This window comes from Streptomyces sp. NPDC093097 (assembly GCF_044754325.1).
Classification (GTDB): domain Bacteria; phylum Actinomycetota; class Actinomycetes; order Streptomycetales; family Streptomycetaceae; genus Streptomyces.
Window position 1 is genome coordinate 51,513 of the sequence record NZ_JBIVOW010000008.1, and the last position, 17,341, is coordinate 68,853.

Here is a 17,341-nt window from a genome sequence, read left to right on the forward strand (position 1 = left end):
CCGCCCCGGTGTCCGCGGCGCCGGCTCCCGGCCGCCGGCGCCGCGGCGGCCCGTAAGCTGGCGCGCATGATCAGATTGCTGCTGGCAGAGGACCAGTCGATGGTCCGGGAGGCGCTGGCGGCGCTGCTGTCCCTGGAGGACGACCTGGAGGTCGTCGCCCAGGCGGCGCGCGGAGACGAGGTCCTCGCCCAGGCCAGGGCACACGAGGTCGACGTCGCCCTGCTGGACATCGAGATGCCGGGGATGACCGGACTGGACGCCGCGGCCCTGCTGCGCGACGAACTGCCCGGCGTGAAGGTCGTCATCCTCACCACCTTCGGCCGCCCCGGCTATCTGCGCCGCGCCATGGAGGCAGGCGCGGAGGCCTTCCTGGTCAAGGACGCCCCCGCGGCCCAACTCGCGGACGCGGTGCGCCGGGTGCTGCGCGGCGAGCGGGTCATCGACCCGGTACTGGCGGCCGCCGCGCTGGCCGACGGCGCCAGCCCGCTGACCGAGCGCGAGCGCGAGGTGCTCCGGGCCGCCGCCGACGGCTCCACCAACGCCGAGATCGCCGCCGCCCTGCACCTGTCCCAGGGCACGGTCCGCAACTACCTCTCGCTCGCCATCCAGAAGACCGGCGCCCGCAACCGCGCCGAGGCGGTCCGCACCGCCCGCGACAAGGGCTGGCTCTGACAAGGGGGCGGGGCCGGCCCTGAGGACCACCCCGCCACCGCCCCTTCGCGACGCCCCGTCCCCGCCCCTCAGTTGAGCCGGGCCCGGGCCGCCCCCGCCTCCTGGCGCAGCGCGGTTGCGGCGGTCGGCTGGACCGGTTCCAGTACCCGCGCGTACTCCTCCAACTCGGCCGCCCCGGCCAGGAATTCGCCCCGCTGCACGAGGAGCCGGGCGCGCTCGTGGCGCAGCCGCGCCGGATGGCTGGGCAGCAGCAGCGACAGGTCCAGCGCCCACAGCTGGACCGCGCTGTGCTCCGGGCGGGCCTGCGCCCAGGCCCGGATGTTGTTGAGGATCCGCTGGACGATCTCCAGCGGGCCGGCCGGGGTCAGCATCCCCGGGGTCAGCGCCTCGCCGGTGGCCCCCGCGACGATCGTCGCCGCGTCCTGGTCGGTGAGCAGCCGCCCGCCCTCGAACGGGTCGACCAGCACATGCCCGCCCCTCGCCCGACCACCGCTCCCCGGCGAGGCCCCCTGGGCCGCTGCGACATCCGGACCGGCGGGGTGCCCCAGGCCGACGACGAAGTGGCCCGGCAGCGCCACCCCGTAGACCGGCGCCCCGGCCCGCCGGGCGACCTCCATCCAGACCACCGACAACAAGATCGGCAGGCCGTGGCGCCGCCGCAGCACCTCGTGCAGCAACGACGACGCGAGCCGCCGGTAGTCGGCGGGCGAGCCCCGGAAGCCGTGCCGGGTGCCCAGCAGCTCGGCGAGGTTCCGGGCCCAGGCGCCGGGGCCGCTGTCGGAGGGGCAGCGCGCAGCGCTTCCGGCCGGGGCGGTGGCTGGGCGACGGGCGGGCGAGTACGGCAGCAGGCCGGCCAGTCGGTCCAGTTCGATCTGTGCCGCGTCGATACCGGCCTCGTCCAGGGACGGATCGGCCTCGGCGCCGATCAGCAGGCACAGCAGGGCGAGGTCGGGCCGCTCCTCGCGGGCCGCCGCCGCGAACCGCTGCCGCCGCTCCTCGCGCGCCGCGTCCCGCTCCGGCTCCCCGCCGCGCTCCGCTCGCTCACCCATATCGGACGGATACCCCTTCAGACTCCGGCAGCGCCGCCGGCCGGGCCGCGCCGGTAGTGATAGCCGTGGTGCTCGGTGAACCCGAGCCCGTCGTACAGCGCCAGCGCGCCGGCGTTGTCCGCCTCGACCTGGAGGTACGCCGCCGAGGCGCCCTCATCGAGGGCCCGCTCGGCGAGCGCCGCCATCACCAGTGTCGCCAGTCCCGCGCGCCGCCGCGCGGGCGCGGTCTCCACGGCCGCGAAGCCCGCCCAGCGCCCGTCGACGGCCAGCCGCCCGATCGCCGCGGTGCCGCCGTCCGGCGCCGCCACCTGCGCGAACCACACCGAGGGGCCGCCGGTCAGCACCGCCAGCGCCGCGTCGGTGGCGGTGCCGCCGGCCCGGTTGTAGAGCGCCAGCCAGCCGGCGTCCGGCTGCCGGGACAGCAGCACCCGTGAGGTTCCTTCGGGCCCCTTCTGCGGGGAGCCGGTGTCCGCGAGCGGTGCCAGCGCCGCGGTCCGCACGGAGGTGTGCGCCTCGTCGCGCCAGCCGCGGGCTGCCAGTTCGGCGGCCAGCTGCTCGTTGGCGTCGGCCCGTCCGGTGGCGACGGTGATCAGGGCGGGCAGCCCGCGGTCGGCGTACCACCGGGTGGCCAGGGTCAGCGCCTCGTCCAACGGGACGCCCGGGTCGCCGAGCGGCAGCACGGAATTGGCACGCCGCGTGAAGCCCCCGGAGGCGCGCAGTTCCCATTCCCCGAGACGCTCTGTCTCGATGGCCGGCCAGCTGCGCGCCGCGACCTGCTGGAGCTCGCGCACCGTGGCCGCCGGACCCCTCCGGCGGGCCGGCGCCGCGGGCACGACCTTGCCCGCTACCAGCGAGGACTCCTCGATCCGCACGCATTCGCCGCTGCTGCGTGTGATGCTCAGCACACCGTCGTCCCATGATGTGAGCACGCCCACCGCGTCCGTGAACGCCCCTTCGCCGCTCCGGGCCCCGGTGAGGCGCCGGACGGATACCCTTTTGCCCACGTCAGCATGGGTGATCCGGACCTCCGCGCGACCGCCGGCGAGGAATTCCATCGATCTTTAACCGCCCCTCTTGTTCGTCTCGTGACCGGGAACGGAGATACTAGGTGGCGGGCATCGACGACGCCGCGCTCCCGCGCGCCCAGCGGCGGTACCGCCGATCGGTCCGCCGGCCCTACCGAGGAGGAACGACAGCGTGACCTACGTCATCGCGCAGCCTTGTGTCGACGTCAAGGACAAGGCATGCATCGAGGAGTGCCCCGTCGACTGCATCTACGAGGGCTCTCGGTCCTTGTACATCCACCCGGACGAATGCGTCGACTGTGGTGCCTGTGAGCCGGTCTGCCCGGTTGAGGCGATCTTCTACGAGGACGACACTCCGGAGGAGTGGAAGGACTACTACAAGGCGAACGTGGAGTTCTTCGACGAGCTCGGTTCCCCGGGTGGTGCCAGCAAGCTCGGTCTGATCGAGCGCGACCACCCGTTCATCGCCGCGCTGCCGCCGCAGAACCAGGACCACTGACGAACACCGCCCGGAGGGGCGGAGGGGAGCCGGCCCGCTCTCCCGCACCTCCGAGGCCGCTGGGGGCGGCCCCGGCATGAGCTGGGGCAGGCCGTACGGCGCCTTCCGGTCCCGTACGGCCAGCAGGCTGTACGGGACCGAGGCGTTTTCGCGCGCCGACGTCCCCCGCGCCGCCCCGCGAGAAGGCCCGTACGAGAAAGAGAGCACCGTGGGCGCAGTCTCCTCCCGCCAGCCCGTAGGCACATCGCTCCGCGACCGCCTGCCCGACTTCCCCTGGGACCGCCTGGAGCCGTACAAGGCGACCGCCGCCGCCCACGCCGACGGCATCGTCGACCTCTCCGTCGGCACCCCGGTCGACCCGGTGCCCGCGCTGGTCCAGCGGGCGCTCACCGACGCGGCCGACAGCCCGGGCTATCCGACGGTGTGGGGCACCCCGGCGCTCCGGGACGCGCTCACCGGCTGGGGCGCCGACCGCCTCGGCGCCCCCGACCTCGCGCACACCAACGTGCTCCCGGTCGTCGGCTCCAAGGAACTCGTCGCCTGGCTGCCGACCCAGCTGGGCCTCGGCGCCGGCGACAAGGTCGCCTACCCGCGGCTGGCCTACCCCACCTACGAGGTCGGCGCCCGCCTCGCCGGCGCCGAGCCGGTCGTCTACGACGAGCCCACGGCGCTCGACCCGGCCGGCCTGAAGCTGCTCTGGCTCAACTCCCCGTCCAACCCCACCGGCCGGGTGCTCACCGTCGACGAGCTGCGCCGCACCGTGGCCTGGGCGCGCGAGCACGGCGTGCTGATCGTCAGCGACGAGTGCTACCTCGAACTGGGCTGGGAGGCCGAGCCGGTCTCCGTCCTGCACCCGGACGTCTGCGGCGGCTCCTACGAGGGCATCGTCGCCGTCCACTCGCTCTCCAAGCGCTCCAACCTCGCCGGCTACCGCTCCGCTTTCGCGCTGGGCGACGCCGCGGTCCTGGGCGATCTGCTCCAGATCCGCAAGCACGGCGGGATGATGATGGCCGCGCCGGTCCAGGCGGCCACCGTCGTGGCGCTGGGCGACACCGCCCACGTCGCCGAGCAGCGTGAGCGCTACGCCCGCCGCCGGGCCGCGCTGCGCACCGCCTTCGAGGCCGCGGGCTTCCGCATCGAGCACAGCGAGGCGTCGCTCTACCTCTGGGCGACCCGCGACGAGCCCTGCTGGGACACCGTCGGCGCCCTGGCCGAGCGCGGCATCCTGGTCGCTCCCGGCGACTTCTACGGCACCGCGGGCGAGCGCTTCGTCCGGATCGCCTTCACCGCCACCGACGAGCGGGTGGCGGCCGCGGTGCGCCGGCTGGCCGGCTGAGCCGGTGACGCGCTGAACGCGCGGGGGCCCGGGGAGTGCGCCTCCCCGGGCCCCCGCGCCGTTGCGCGGTGTACGGAAGTCCGGTGGCTCACCGGCCGCCGAGCGGCAGTCCGCCGAGCAGCCCGGCGGCCGGCTTGAGCAGTCCCGTGGGCGAGCCGATCAGGCCCTTGACCACGTCGGTGGCCAGCGTGTTGGTCGAGACGCCCCGCTTCACGACCGGCCGGGCCACGTCCTCGGCCTTGTGGGCGGTCTCCTGGGTGAGCGGCGCGGCCTTCTCGACGACCGGGCCGAGGCTCTTCACCAGCGCGGGCGCGAGGGTCTGCGCGGCCTGGCTGCCGGCCTCGTTGACCAGGCCGACGCCGGTCCGGGCGGTGTTGTCCAGGGTCTTGCCGGTGTTCGCGGAGTCCAGGGTGGTCAGTCCGCCCAGCTCGCCTTTGGGGGGCAGGTCCACGGCGTGCGCGGATCCGGCCGCGGCGACCACGGGAGCGGCGCCCGCGGCGACCAGCAGGGCGGCCCGGGCGATCCGACGCGTAACGGGGAGGGACATGGTGCTCCTTTTACGGAGAAGGACTCGTACTTCTGACAGGTGTGCCATGTCCGCAGGGCGGACGGACGTCCTGATTACCGCGTCAGCCGTCCGAAGGTTGCGGTGAACTCCGGTAAAGAATTGACAATGTGTCACATAATCGGCCCCGCCGAAGAGCGGTCATGTGCATGCGCGCCGAAGGTGTGCCGAAAACGTCACCGACCGTAAAACGCAAGGGAATTGACCGGGAGTGCGGCCGCGGTCGGATGAGATTCCGGGCGGGAAAAGGGAATTGCCGACCCCGCCCGCAGTGCCCGTCCGCGGTATCCGCCCGCGGGGCTACTGCGCGGTGACGATGCGGACCGAGTCGGCCGGGCCCCCGGACGTCGCCGAGCCCTGCCAGCCCTTGCCCGAGTCGGACGCCGTCCACGTCCGCCCGGCGTAGGAGATCTGCTCGATGTGCAGGTCGCCGGCGTGCGCCAGCGCCCAGTTCGCCAGCTGCCAGCCGCGCTGCACGGTGTCGCCCTCGACCGCCGTGCGGTACCCGTCCGGCTGCACCGGCACCGTCACGCTGCGCCCCGACGTCGCGCTCCGCCCGCTGCCGCCGGCCGGCCGCGGCAGCACCTCGGGCCCGAACTCCCGCACCAGCCGCTCCCGGACCTTCGCCGCGCCGTCCGCCCCCGCGCTGTCCACGGGGTGGCTCACCGTGCAGCTCAGCACGTCCCCGCTCCGGCCGGTCAGCGCCCCGGTGAGCAGCGCGGCATTCGCCTCGTGCTTGGCGTACGCCTGCGGATAGCCGCTGCGCTGCACCTTCTGCGCGGCGACGGTCAACGGCAGCCGGGAATAGCCCGGAACTTTCACCAGATGGCGGTAGAACTCCCCGGCCGAATAGACCGGATCCATGATCTCTTTCACGGTGCCCCAGTCCTGGGACGGCCGCTGCTGGAAAAGCCCGACCGAATCCCGGTCGCCGAAATTGATGTTGCGCAGCCCGGACTCCTGCATCGAGGTCGCCAGCGCGATCGTCACCGCCCGCTCCGGCAGCCCGCGCGAGGCCGCCACCGCGGAGATCGTCGCGGCGTTCGCGGCCTGCTCGGGCGTGAGCTCGTAGGGATCCCCGTCGCCCTGGACGCGCACCGTGCAGTGCGGCGCCCCGGGGCCGCTGGTGAGGTACTGCACCAGGAGGTAGGCGACCACCCCGAGGAGGACGGCGAGGGCTGCGGCGGTGCGCCACAGACGGGTGCGACGGACAGGGGAAACGGGCTGTGCGGACACGCAGCACAACGTACCGGAGGGGTGCCGATAGGGTCGGCTTCATGGAGCGCTCTACTCACCCCGGCCTTGACCTCTCGCTGGACGCCGCGGCGTTGACCGCCCAGCTCGTCGACTTCCCCAGCGTCAGCGGCACCGAGAAGGACCTTGCCGACGCCGTGGAAGACGCCCTGCGCGCCCTGCCGCACCTGACCGTCGACCGGTACGGCAACAACGTCGTCGCCCGCACGCAGCTGGGCCGCGCCGAGCGGGTGGTGCTCGCCGGCCACCTCGACACCGTGCCGATCGCGGACAACGTCCCCTCCCGGCTGGAGCCCGGTGACGGCTCCGGCGGCGTCCTGTGGGGCTGCGGCACCTCCGACATGAAGTCCGGGGTCGCCGTCCAGCTCCGGGTGGCGGCCACCGTCCCCGCGCCCAACCGCGACCTGACCTTCGTCTTCTACGACAACGAGGAGGTCGCCGCGCACCTCAACGGCCTGGGCAAGGTCGCCGAGGCCCACCCCGACTGGCTGGCCGGCGACTTCGCCGTCCTCCTGGAGCCCACCGACGGCGAGGTGGAGGGCGGCTGCCAGGGCACCCTGCGGGTCCTGCTGCGCACCCGGGGGGAGCGCGCCCACTCCGCGCGCTCCTGGATGGGCGCCAATGCCGTGCACGCCGCCGGCCCCATCCTGGCGAAGCTCGCCGCCTACGAGCCGCGCCGTCCGGTCATCGACGGCCTGGAATACCGCGAGGGCCTCAACGCGGTCGGCATCCGGGGCGGGGTGGCCACCAACGTCATCCCGGACGAGTGCACCGTCACCGTCAACTTCCGCTACGCGCCCGACCGCTCGCCCGAGGAGGCGCTGGCCCACGTCCGCGAGGTCTTCGCCGACTGCCGGGTGGACGAGTTCACCATCGACGACGAGTCCCCGGGGGCGCTGCCGGGGCTGTCCCACCCGGCGGCCGCGGCGTTCATGGCGGCCGTCGGCGGCGCCGCGCGGCCGAAGTTCGGCTGGACCGACGTCTCCCGCTTCAGCGCCCTCGGCGTCCCGGCCGTCAACTACGGGCCGGGCAATCCACTGCTCGCCCACAAGAAGGACGAGCGGGTCGAGGTCGCGCACATCCTGCACTGCGAGGAGCGGCTGCGTGCCTGGCTGACCGCCGGCCCGGAGGTCTGACGGAGGCGGCTGCCCGGCGGGGCCGCCGGAGGCCGGCCGGTCCCGCTGCCGTCCGCTCGCAGACCTGTCGAGTTCCCCTCGCCGTCACACCGGCGGATCTACGCTGAAGTAGCAATCGAGCTGTCAGTGGAGGGAGCACGTCATGGCCAACCCCGAGGGAGCGTCCGTCCCTGAGGAGCAGCGGCTGGGCCCCGTACTGCGCCGTCACGACCAGGTGCAGACCGGTACGACGACGGACCAGCGGCTGCTGGACTCCGAAGGCCCCTCCGAGTGGGTGCACACCGACCCGTGGCGCGTGATGCGGATCCAGTCGGAGTTCGTCGAGGGCTTCGGCGCGCTGGCCGAGCTGGGTCCGGCCGTCAGCGTCTTCGGCTCGGCCCGTACACCGCGCGACTCCGCGGAGTACGACGCCGCGGAGCGGATCGGTGCCGGGCTCGTCCAGGCCGGCTTCTCGGTGATCACCGGTGGCGGCCCGGGGTCCATGGAGGCCGTCAACAAGGGCGCCTTCGAGGCCGGCGGCACCTCCGTCGGGCTCGGCATCGAGCTGCCCTTCGAGCAGGGCATGAACGCGTATGTGAACCTCGGGGTGGACTTCCGCTACTTCTTCGTCCGGAAGACCTGCTTTGTGAAGTACGCCCGCGGGTTCGTCGTCCTCCCCGGCGGATTCGGCACCCTCGACGAGTTCTTCGAGGCGCTGACCCTCGTCCAGACCCGCAAGGTGACCCGCTTCCCGATCGTGCTGTTCGGCTCGGACTACTGGGGCGGGCTGGTCTCCTGGCTGCGCGAGACGGTGGCCGCGCAAGGGAAGGCGTCGCCGCGCGACCTGGAGCTGTTCCACCTCAGCGACGACGTGGACGAGGCGGTCGCGCTGCTGACCAAGGAGGCGGGCATCTAGGGCGTGTCCAGGGGCTGCCGGGTGGGGACGCGGAGGTCTGCCGGGAGCATGTCCGCCTCCCGGGAATATCGTCCGCGCCCCACCCGTTATGGCCCCGCAGGGGGCGCCGGCAACCCCTACGGGATCTGTTCCCACGCCCCGTAGTGGCCCCGCCCAAGGGGCGCGCCGCCGCCCTCAGCCCAGCCTCAAGCCGCGGCCCGGGCTCAGGCCAGTCCGCGGCGGGCCACCGCCGGGGGCCGGTGGCCGGCGATCGAGGCCACCATGTCGAGCACCTGGCGGGTCTCGGCGACCTCGTGGACGCGGTAGACCTGGGCGCCGAGCCAGGCGGAGACCGCGGTGGTCGCCAGGGTGCCCAGCACCCGCTCCTTGACCGGCTTGTCCAACGTCTCGCCGACGAAGTCCTTGTTGGACAGCGAGACCAGCACCGGCCAGCCGGTGTCCACCATCTCGCCCAGCCGCCGGGTCGCCTCCAGGCTGTGCCGGGTGTTCTTCCCGAAGTCGTGCCCCGGGTCGATCAGGATCCCGTCCCGCCGGACGCCCAACGCGACGGCCCGCTCGGCCAGTTCGCGCGTCACCCGCAGGATGTCGGCCATCACGTCGTCGTAGACCGTCCGGTGCGGCCGGGTGCGCGGCTCGACGCCGCCGGCATGGGTGCACACCAGGCCCACGCCGTACCGCGCGGCGACCTCGGCCAGTCGCGGATCGACCCCGCCCCAGGCGTCGTTGAGCAGATCCGCGCCGACCTCGCAGACCGCCTCGGCGACCTCGTGCCGCCAGGTGTCGACGCTGATGACCACGTCGGGATGGCGGCGGCGCACCTCGGCCACGAACCCGACCGTGCGGCGGGCCTCCTCTTTGGCGCTCACCTCCTCGCCCGGGCCGGCCTTGACGCCGCCGATGTCGATGATCGCGGCGCCCTCGGCGATCGCCTGTTCCACGCGGTGCAGCGCGGGTTCGTCGCGGAAGGTCGCGCCCTGGTCGTAGAAGGAATCGGGCGTCCGGTTGACGATCGCCATGATCACCGGTTCATGTGCCCCGAACTCGCGATTTCCCAGCCGCAACATGTCCCTGACTCCCTCTCCGTGGTCCGGGAGCGACCCTAACTGTCAGACCCGCATGGCACGATCGAGGCAGGCACTGGGAGTCCGGGGAGTTGGTCGTGTTCTGGTTCATGCTGATCGCGATGGTCGTGGTGGTGGCCGCGGTCACGCTCGTCGTCGTCGGCGGGGGCGACGCCGGCGGCGAGGGCGGCGGGCTGCGCGACGCCGAGCCCACGGCGCTGTACGACCCGCTGCCCCAGGACCGCCCGCTGGACCGGGCCGACGTGGAGGCCGTCCGGCTGCCGGTGGCCGTCCGCGGCTACCGCATGGACGACGTCGACGACGTCCTGGACCGCGTCGGCGCCGAGCTCGCCGAGCGGGACGCCCGGATCGCCGAGCTGGAGGCGGCGCTGGCCGGCGCCCATGCCGAGGCCATGGGCGGGCCGGGCCTGATCGAGGGCGCGCCACCCGCGTCCGGGCCGGAGGCGGAGCCCGGGCGGCCCGCGGTGCAGGAGGCACCGGACGGCGCGGCGGAGACCGACGGACCGGAGAGCCCGGGTCGTGCGGAGCGGGAAGACGAGCGCACGCAGCGCTCGGAAGGGGAGGAACGGCAATGAGCGGAGTGGTGACGGCTCCGGACGGCATCCCGCGCTGCCCGTGGGGGATGGCGTCCGAGCAGATGGCGGACTACCGCGTCTACCACGACACCGAGTGGGGTCTGCCGGTCCACGGCGACGACGCGCTCTTCGAGCGGATGACCCTGGAGGCGTTCCAGTCGGGGCTGTCCTGGATCACCATCCTGCGGCGCCGCGAGGGGTTCCGCGCCGCGTTCGCCGGCTTCCGGATCGCCGAGGTGGCCCGGTTCACCGACGAGGACGCCGAGCGGCTGCTCACCGACCCGGCCATCATCCGCAACCGCGCCAAGATCAGCGCGACGCTCGCCAACGCCAAGGTCGCCGCCGAGCTGGCCCCCGGCGAGCTCGACGCCCTGATCTGGTCCCACGCCCCGACCCGCACCGACCGCCCGGTGCCGCGCACCACCGGCGACGTGCAACCGGTGACCGCGGAGTCCACCGCGCTCGCCAAGGACCTCAAGAAGCGCGGCTTCCGCTTCGTCGGCCCCACCACCGCGTACGCCCTGATGCAGGCCTGCGGCCTGGTCAACGACCATCTCGCGGACTGCCATGCGCGCGCCGCGGTGGAGGCGGCGGCCGGCTGAGCTTCCCCGGGTGACGCCCGGGGAGCCCCCGGGCGTCAGGGGGCGCCGCCGCCGTCCGCCGGGGGCGGCGCGCCCGGGTCAGCGCCCCACGAAGACCGGCTTCTCCTTCTTGACGAACGCCTCCACCGCGCGCTGGTGGTCCTCCGAGGCCCCGGCCCTGACCTGGAGCTCGTCCTCCTTCTCCAGGGCCTCGACGAGCGAGTGCCCGGCGCCGTAGGCCAGCGACTCCTTGAGCGCGGCGTAGGCGGCGGTCGGGCCCTCGGCCAGCCGGCGGGCCACCGCGGCGGCCTGCGCCGCCAGCTCGCCGGCGGGCACCACCTTGTTGGCGATGCCCAGCTCGTGCGCCTCCTGGGCGCTGACCGAGCGCGGGAAGAGCAGCAGGTCGGCGGCGCGGCCGTGGCCGATCAGCCGCGGCAGCGTCCAGGACATCCCGGAGTCCGCGGTCAGTGCCACACCCGCGAACGAGGTGTTGAACGAGGCGGTGTCGGCGACGACGCGGTAGTCGGCGGCCAGCGCGAAGCCCGCACCGGCGCCCGCGGCGACCCCGTTGACCCCGGCCACCACCGGCTTGGGCATCCCGGCCAGCGCCGTGACGATGGGGTTGTAGTGCTCCCGCACGGTGTTCATGGTGCGCCCCGCGCCGGTCTCGCGGTCCTCGGCCAGCAGCCCGATGTGCTCCTTGAGGTCCTGACCCACGCAGAAGGCGCGCCCGGTGGCGGTGAGCAGCACCGCGCGCACCGCGGTGTCGGCGGCGGCCTCCCGGAGGACGTCCCGGAGGGCGACCTTCGCCTCCGTGTTCAGCGCGTTCATCGCGTCGGGGCGGTTGAGAGTGACCGTCGCCAGTCCGTCGGTCACGTCGTAGAGCACGGTGTCGGCCATAGTGGAGTCCCCTCCGTCGCGGCTCTGTGCTGCCCGGCAGCGGCAGCCAGCGCTCAGGATGCCGGAGATCATCCACTGTCGGCATGTGACGTACGTCAAAGAATGCGGGTGCGCCAGGTGGTGGAGAACGGCGAAGTATGGCAGCTCGCTCCCCGAATTGGGTGGGTTTGCGGGAGCGCGTTGCCAAAGGGATGCCCCCTGATGTTGGTCATCGGGTCGTTCGATGCGGGATAATGGCCTGGAAGCAATGTGTTCGACGCCGGTGACACGCGCCTATCAAGGCTGCCGGCTGAGATGAGCTGGTTTCAGGAAGGGGAACGAGCATGGCGGCCATGAAGCCGCGGACGGGCGACGGCCCGCTCGAGGTGACCAAGGAGGGGCGGGGCATCGTCATGCGCGTTCCGCTCGAAGGCGGCGGTCGACTCGTCGTCGAGCTGACCCCCGACGAGGCCAAGGCCCTGGGTGAGGCCCTGGAGAAGGTCACCGTCTGACGCGAGCGGTAGCACCGCTGCGGTTTTTCGGGACAGCCCGGTATCTCCAGACCGGACACCCCGGCCCCGGCACGCGGCACGCCACGATACGGCGCGCCGCGTGCCGGGGCCGTTTCGTATGCCGGTGGCCCGCGGGCGGACCGCCGCGGAGATCCGTCAGAAGCGCCCTAGCCGCGCTTGACCGCGCAGAGCAGCCCGTCGCCGACCGGCAGCAGCGCCGGCACCAGTGCGGTGCTCTCCCGTATGGCCCGCAGCAGTTCGCGGACCCGCAGCACCTCGTCCGGCTGCTCCGCGGAGTCGACGGTCCGGCCGTCGGTGAAGACGCCCTGGAAGCAGACCAGGCCGCCGGGCCGCAGCAGGCGCAACGATTCAGCGAGGTACTCCAGGTACTCCATGAGGTCGCCGTCGCAGAAGACGAGGTCGTAGCCGCCGTCCGCCAGGCGCGGCAGGACGTCCAGCGCCCGGCCGGGGATGAAGCGGGCGCGGTTGCCGGCGAAGCCCGCGGCGCGGAACGCCTGCTTGGCGAAGGCCTGCCGCTCCGGTTCGAGGTCCACGGTGGTCAGCACGCCGTCCGGGCGCATGCCGTGCAGGAGGTAGATGCCCGACACTCCCGTGCCGGTGCCGATCTCGGCGACCGCCTTGGCGTCCGCGGTCGCGGCGAGCAGCCGCAGGGCCGCGCCGGTGCCGGCGGTGACGGTGCGGACACCGACCTCGCGGGCGAGGTCGCGGCACCAGAGCAGGGCGGCGTGGGCGGCTTCGTCGAGGGTCCCGGCGCCGTACGCCTCGGCGAATGCCAAGCTCGTCTGCCGGTTGCCGGTAATAGCCCTCTCCTGTCCCCGTAGTTGACGCAACCGTGACTGTATCCGCTGTGCGCGGGAACCCGCAGATGGGACCGGGCGTTAGGAGGGGGAAGGGGGAAGGACGGGGGGACGCACCGGTGGATACCGCGCAAGAGGCCGGGCGAGAGCCGCGGCAGGACAAGAAGCCACACCAAATGCTGGTCAAAACTGCTTATCCGGAGCTAACGGGCGAGGTGGATATGGTAGGGGCTCTACTGGACACCACCAGAGCCACCAGGGGAGGTGCGGCTGCGGCGGGTGACCGAAGGGTGCGCAGGCGCTTGCGACGGTCGTTCGCCGGGCCGAAATCCGTGACCAACACCGCTGACCGTTTCCGCCCTCTCGGCCCCAAGGCCAGGGGAGGGGCCCCCATCGCCGACGCGCCCACCGCGACCTTCGCCGACGACGCGGACGCGCAGGCGTGGTCTCCGCCCTCGTGGGAGGAGATCGTCAGCACCCACAGTGCCCGGGTCTACCGCCTCGCCTACCGCCTCAGCGGCAATCAGCACGACGCCGAGGACCTCACGCAGGAGGTGTTCGTCCGCGTCTTCCGCTCGCTGTCGTCGTACACCCCCGGCACCTTCGAGGGCTGGCTGCACCGCATCACGACCAACCTCTTCCTGGACATGGTCCGCCGCCGGCAGCGCATCCGCTTCGACGCGCTCGGTGACGACGCCGCCGAGAAGCTCCCCAGTCGTGAGCCCGCGCCGCAGCAGCAGTTCGACGACACCCACTTCGACGCGGACGTGCAGCACGCGCTGGACACCCTCGCGCCGGAGTTCCGGGCCGCCGTGGTGCTCTGCGACATCGAGGGCCTGTCGTACGAGGAGATCGCCGCGACGCTCGGCGTCAAGCTCGGTACGGTCCGCAGCCGGATCCACCGGGGCCGCTCCCACTTGCGCAAGGCGCTCCAGCACCGGTCGCCTCAGGCGCGTGCGGAGGAGCGGGCGGAGCAGCGTGCCGAGCGGCGGTCGCTGGCCGTGGTGCCCAGTAGGGAGGTCGGAATCGCGTGAGCGGCAGTGGCGGTCCGTCCCCCGCCGAGCAGCATCTCGGCGACCGCCTCGCAGCCCTGGTCGACGGTGAACTGGGGCATGACGCACGAGAACGGGTGCTGGCGCACCTCGCCACGTGCGCGAAGTGCAAGGCGGAGGCCGACGCGCAGCGTCGGTTGAAAAGCGTGTTCGCGCAGGCGATGTCCCCTGGGCCCTCCGAGGGACTGCTGGCGCGCCTTCAGCAGTTGCCCGGCGGCGACCCGGACGGCCCCGGCAGCCGGCTCGGCAACGGCCCCTTCGGCCGGGGCGAGTTCGCCCCCCACGGCGACGGGGCGTTCGGCTACGTCCCGACGGAGGGCCATCTCGGCCCCGCCGTGGCGGCCGTCGCCGCCCCGTCCCGTGCGCGCGGCTTCCGGGTGCACGAGCCGGAGCGCGGCACGTCGCAGCGGCGCCGGCTCGCGTTCGCGGCGGCCGGCGCGGTCTCGCTGGCGGCGTTCGCGCTGGGCGGTGCCCTCCCGTTGGAGGCGGCCGTCGAGACCCCGGGCCCACGCGCCGAGGGCAGCGGCACCGCCGTCACCCCGCTCAACGCCCGCCCCGCGGCCGGTTCCGTGCCGCTCACCGGCGGCGAGGGGCCGGTGGTCACGCGTGAGCCCCGGCCCGGTTCCTGGCCCTCCGTCAGCGATCCGACCGGTGCCCCCGCGCCGAGCCCGATGTCCCTGTTCGCGCCGGGTGAGGGCCGGCCGTCGGACGCGGTACCGGCGTTCAGCCCGCTGCCGGGCCGCTTCGGCCTCTCGCCCCTGATAGCCGCCACCGGCCCGTCGGTGGAGTACCGCTTCGCTCCGCTGTCCCTGGGGGCCGACGCCCCGGTGCGCCAGGCCCCGCCCCCGCTGCCGCCCCTGGAGCCGATGCGGCCCCTGCTCGGCTCCCCGGCCCCCACCGGCCAGACGGCAGCCGGACCGCACTGACCGGCCCCTGCGCGTCCCCGCCCGGAACTGGTTGAATCCCTTCTCGGGCGGCGCGCCTCTGTTCGGGGCGCGTACCGCACGGGTCTGTCGCCGGACAGGCCGCAGGTGGCGGTGGTCCGCGCTGGGGCGCGGGCGAATTGTTGGGGAGAGCATGGACGACGCGAAGGCTGCCGGGCCCAAGCTGAAGTGGTGGAGCCGCCCGGAGCGGGCTCCCGGGCCGGGCCGGCCCGCCGGGGCCGAGTCCGGGGGGCCGGCGGCCGGTGCCTCCGGTGAGGACGCGTCAGGCGACTGGATCGTCCGCCCGCCGCAGCCCGCGCCCGCGGAGGCTGCGGTTCCGCCCGTACCCGCGCCTGCGGACGCTGCGGCTCCGCCCGCCCCCGCGCCCGCGGACGCCGAGGTTCCGCTCGCACCCGCGCCCGCCGCGGTTCCGCCCGCCGGCGCACCCCAGGACCCTCGTGACGCCCACGCAGGCCAGGCTGCCCAAGTGGCAGGAGGGGCCGGTGAGTTGACCGCCGCCTCGGCGGAGATCTCCCGGCCGGCTTCCGTGGCGTCCGTACCGGCCTCCGGGCCGGCGGGTGCGACGCCGGCCGCCGCGGCCGTGCCGGAGCAGGCGCCGAGCGCCGCCGCGGCCCGTCCGGACGAGGACGCGCCGGCCGCCGCCGAGCGTCCCGCCGCGACCATGCTGCTCGGCGCGGCGCCCGCCGGCGCCGCCGCGCAGCGGCAGCCCGCGCCGGGCCCCGCGCCCACCGCCGGCGGCTCCCGGCCCGATCCGCGCACCGAGCCCGCGGCCGGTTCCGGCCCGGCGACGGACACCGCGTCCGCCGCCCCGGCCGGCGACGACGCGCCCCGGCAGCGGCCGCTGCACCCCGAGGACCCCTACGGCACGCCCCCGTACGGCGGCCCCGGCCCGTGGGCGCCCGCCCCGCTCGTCCAGCGGCCGACGGCGACGCCCGCCCACGGCACCGCGCTCCCGCCGGCCCACGGCGCCGCGGCGCCCGGGGCGACGGCGCAGGTCCCCGCCGTCCCGCACGACGCCGAACACCGGCCCGCGGCAGGGCCCGTGGCGCCGGAGCCGGGGTTCGCCCCCGGGCCGGACGCCACCGGTCCGCGGCCGGCCGCCGCCGAGCCCGCCACCGGCGGTTTCGTCCCGCACCCCGGCGACGGCGGCCCCCGCCCCGCACCCCCGGCCGCCCCCGGCGCCTGGCAGCACTACGACCCCTGGAGCGCGCCGCGCCCCGGTGGCCCGGTGGCGGGACCGGCCGCCCCGGGCCCGCGGCGCCGCCGGCGGGCCGCGCTGGCGGCCGGCGCCGCGGTGGTGGCGCTGCTCGCGGGCGGCCTCGGCGGGGTCGCCGGTGCGTACATCGAGCGGTACGGCGGCATCAACGACATCCAGCTGCCGCAGGTGGCGGGCGGCGAGGGCGGCCGCAGCCCGGGGAGCGTCGCCGGGATCGCCAGGGCGGCGCTGCCCGGCGTGGTCACCCTGCACGTCCGCGGCAACGCCGAACAGGGCACCGGCACCGGCTTCGTGCTCGACCGCGAGGGGCACATCCTCACCAACAACCACGTCGTCGAACCGGCCGGGACCGGCGGTGAGATATCGGTGACGTTCAGCGGCGGGCAGACCGCACGGGCGAAGGTCATCGGGCAGGACGGCGGCTACGACCTCGCGGTGGTGCAGGTCGAGGGCGTCACCGGGCTGCACCCGCTCACCCTCGGCGACTCCGACACGGCCCAGGTCGGCGACCCGGTGGTGGCCATCGGCGCGCCCTACGACCTCGCCAACACCGTGACGTCCGGGATCATCAGCGCCAAGCAGCGGCCGATCACCGCGGGCGGCAAGAAGAGCGACGGCAGCGATGTGTCGTACGTCGACGCGCTGCAGACCGACGCCCCCATCAACCCGGGGAATTCGGGCGGTCCGCTGGTGGACGCCAAGGCCCGGGTGATCGGGATCAACAGCGCGATCCGGGCGGCCGACAGCGGCGGCAGCAGCAGCGGCGGGCTGGACGGCGGCGGCCAGGGCGGCAGCATCGGCCTGGGCTTCGCCATACCGATCAACCAGGCCAAGCGGGTGGCCGAGGAGCTGATCAACACCGGGAAGGCCACCCACCCGGTGCTCGGGGTCACGCTGGAGATGGAGTACGCCGGCGACGGCGCCCGGATCGGCGCGGGCGGCAAGGGCGGGCCGTCGCCGGTCCTCCCCGGCGGCCCCGGAGCCAAGGCCGGTCTCCGGCCGGGCGATGTGATCGCCAAGGTGGACGGGGTGGCGGTGCACAGCGGTGAGGAGTTGATCATCAAGGTCCGCAGCCACCGGCCGGGCGACGTGCTCACGCTGACGGTCCAGCGGGGCGGCGGGGAGCGGCCCGTCCGGCTGACACTGGGTTCCTCCCGGCAGGGCTGATCGTTTGCACGGTGTTGGGGCGGGCGACTCCCGTCCGCCGCCCGGGGCCAGGTACCGTAAAAGGTGGCCTGGTCCAAAGGCCCT

General features: G+C 74.3%; 18 protein-coding genes. 11 read left to right on the forward strand and 7 right to left on the reverse strand.

What is annotated here, in order from left to right; all coding sequences use genetic code 11:
- Positions 1-66 precede the first annotated feature (66 nt).
- Positions 67-672: a response regulator transcription factor gene (locus tag ACIQE0_RS15955; RefSeq protein WP_366338143.1), complete on the forward strand. Its 606-nt coding sequence runs from the start codon at positions 67-69 to the stop codon at positions 670-672.
- 68 nt (positions 673-740) lie between these two features.
- On the opposite strand, the gene ACIQE0_RS15960 is transcribed toward ACIQE0_RS15955, so the two are convergent.
- Positions 741-1,721 (reverse strand): tetratricopeptide repeat protein, encoded by a 981-nt coding sequence (locus ACIQE0_RS15960; RefSeq protein ID WP_402332382.1) that lies wholly within the window; start codon positions 1,719-1,721, stop codon positions 741-743.
- A 17-nt stretch (positions 1,722-1,738) separates the two neighbouring features.
- On the reverse strand, positions 1,739-2,776 hold the full coding sequence (locus ACIQE0_RS15965) for a GNAT family N-acetyltransferase (protein ID WP_402332385.1): 1,038 nt from the start codon (positions 2,774-2,776) through the stop codon (positions 1,739-1,741).
- Positions 2,777-2,918: 142 nt separating this feature from the next.
- Between ACIQE0_RS15965 and fdxA the strand changes: the two genes are divergently transcribed.
- On the forward strand, positions 2,919-3,245 hold the full coding sequence (gene fdxA / locus ACIQE0_RS15970; protein WP_016573354.1) for a ferredoxin: 327 nt from the start codon (positions 2,919-2,921) through the stop codon (positions 3,243-3,245).
- Positions 3,246-3,453: 208 nt separating this feature from the next.
- Positions 3,454-4,581 (forward strand): succinyldiaminopimelate transaminase, encoded by a 1,128-nt coding sequence (dapC, locus tag ACIQE0_RS15975; RefSeq protein ID WP_402332388.1) that lies wholly within the window; start codon positions 3,454-3,456, stop codon positions 4,579-4,581.
- An 88-nt stretch (positions 4,582-4,669) separates the two neighbouring features.
- Here dapC and ACIQE0_RS15980 read toward each other — a convergent pair whose 3' ends face one another.
- Together ACIQE0_RS15980 and ACIQE0_RS15985 are read right to left on the reverse strand one after the other, a co-directional pair.
- Positions 4,670-5,128: an ATP-binding protein gene (locus ACIQE0_RS15980; protein WP_366338151.1), complete on the reverse strand. Its 459-nt coding sequence runs from the start codon at positions 5,126-5,128 to the stop codon at positions 4,670-4,672.
- 318 nt (positions 5,129-5,446) lie between these two features.
- A complete protein-coding gene (locus ACIQE0_RS15985; RefSeq protein ID WP_366338153.1) occupies positions 5,447-6,382 on the reverse strand; it encodes a heavy metal transporter in 936 nt (311 codons plus the stop codon).
- Between the two features lie 41 nt (positions 6,383-6,423).
- Between ACIQE0_RS15985 and dapE the strand changes: the two genes are divergently transcribed.
- A complete protein-coding gene (dapE, locus tag ACIQE0_RS15990; RefSeq protein WP_402332393.1) occupies positions 6,424-7,536 on the forward strand; it encodes a succinyl-diaminopimelate desuccinylase in 1,113 nt (370 codons plus the stop codon).
- Positions 7,537-7,678: 142 nt separating this feature from the next.
- Complete coding sequence (locus tag ACIQE0_RS15995; protein WP_366338157.1) at positions 7,679-8,431, forward strand: TIGR00730 family Rossman fold protein; 753 nt, start codon at positions 7,679-7,681, stop codon at positions 8,429-8,431.
- 203 nt (positions 8,432-8,634) lie between these two features.
- Here ACIQE0_RS15995 and folP read toward each other — a convergent pair whose 3' ends face one another.
- Positions 8,635-9,495, reverse strand: coding sequence for a dihydropteroate synthase (gene folP, locus ACIQE0_RS16000; protein WP_402332396.1), 861 nt, complete (start codon positions 9,493-9,495; stop codon positions 8,635-8,637).
- 95 nt (positions 9,496-9,590) lie between these two features.
- Here folP and ACIQE0_RS16005 point away from each other — a divergent pair, with 95 nt between their 5' ends.
- Together ACIQE0_RS16005 and ACIQE0_RS16010 are read left to right on the forward strand one after the other, a co-directional pair.
- Complete coding sequence (locus tag ACIQE0_RS16005) at positions 9,591-10,088, forward strand: DivIVA domain-containing protein (protein ID WP_402332399.1); 498 nt, start codon at positions 9,591-9,593, stop codon at positions 10,086-10,088.
- On the forward strand, positions 10,085-10,690 hold the full coding sequence (locus tag ACIQE0_RS16010) for a DNA-3-methyladenine glycosylase I (RefSeq protein ID WP_366338163.1): 606 nt from the start codon (positions 10,085-10,087) through the stop codon (positions 10,688-10,690). Before ACIQE0_RS16005 ends, ACIQE0_RS16010 begins: the two co-directional genes overlap by 4 nt.
- A gap of 78 nt (positions 10,691-10,768) precedes the next feature.
- Here ACIQE0_RS16010 and ACIQE0_RS16015 read toward each other — a convergent pair whose 3' ends face one another.
- A complete protein-coding gene (locus ACIQE0_RS16015) occupies positions 10,769-11,569 on the reverse strand; it encodes an enoyl-CoA hydratase/isomerase family protein (RefSeq protein ID WP_402332402.1) in 801 nt (266 codons plus the stop codon).
- 323 nt (positions 11,570-11,892) lie between these two features.
- Here ACIQE0_RS16015 and ACIQE0_RS16020 point away from each other — a divergent pair, with 323 nt between their 5' ends.
- A complete protein-coding gene (locus ACIQE0_RS16020; protein WP_003985072.1) occupies positions 11,893-12,060 on the forward strand; it encodes a DUF3117 domain-containing protein in 168 nt (55 codons plus the stop codon).
- A gap of 167 nt (positions 12,061-12,227) precedes the next feature.
- On the opposite strand, the gene ACIQE0_RS16025 is transcribed toward ACIQE0_RS16020, so the two are convergent.
- Positions 12,228-12,911: an O-methyltransferase gene (locus ACIQE0_RS16025; RefSeq protein WP_366338167.1), complete on the reverse strand. Its 684-nt coding sequence runs from the start codon at positions 12,909-12,911 to the stop codon at positions 12,228-12,230.
- A 299-nt stretch (positions 12,912-13,210) separates the two neighbouring features.
- Here ACIQE0_RS16025 and sigE point away from each other — a divergent pair, with 299 nt between their 5' ends.
- The 3 genes from sigE to ACIQE0_RS16040 all read left to right on the forward strand — a co-directional run bounded on the left by sigE (position 13,211) and on the right by ACIQE0_RS16040 (position 17,257).
- Positions 13,211-13,912, forward strand: a complete 702-nt coding sequence (gene sigE, locus ACIQE0_RS16030) for an RNA polymerase sigma factor SigE (RefSeq protein ID WP_384099226.1) — start codon at positions 13,211-13,213, stop codon at positions 13,910-13,912.
- On the forward strand, positions 13,909-14,856 hold the full coding sequence (locus ACIQE0_RS16035; RefSeq protein WP_402332407.1) for an anti-sigma factor family protein: 948 nt from the start codon (positions 13,909-13,911) through the stop codon (positions 14,854-14,856). The genes sigE and ACIQE0_RS16035 overlap by 4 nt, the downstream gene beginning before the upstream one ends.
- Before the next feature lie 151 nt (positions 14,857-15,007).
- The gene (locus tag ACIQE0_RS16040) at positions 15,008-17,257 is read left to right on the forward strand and encodes a trypsin-like peptidase domain-containing protein (protein ID WP_402332410.1); all 2,250 of its coding nucleotides are present in this window, start codon (positions 15,008-15,010) and stop codon (positions 17,255-17,257) included.
- The last annotated feature ends 84 nt before the right edge of the window (positions 17,258-17,341 follow it).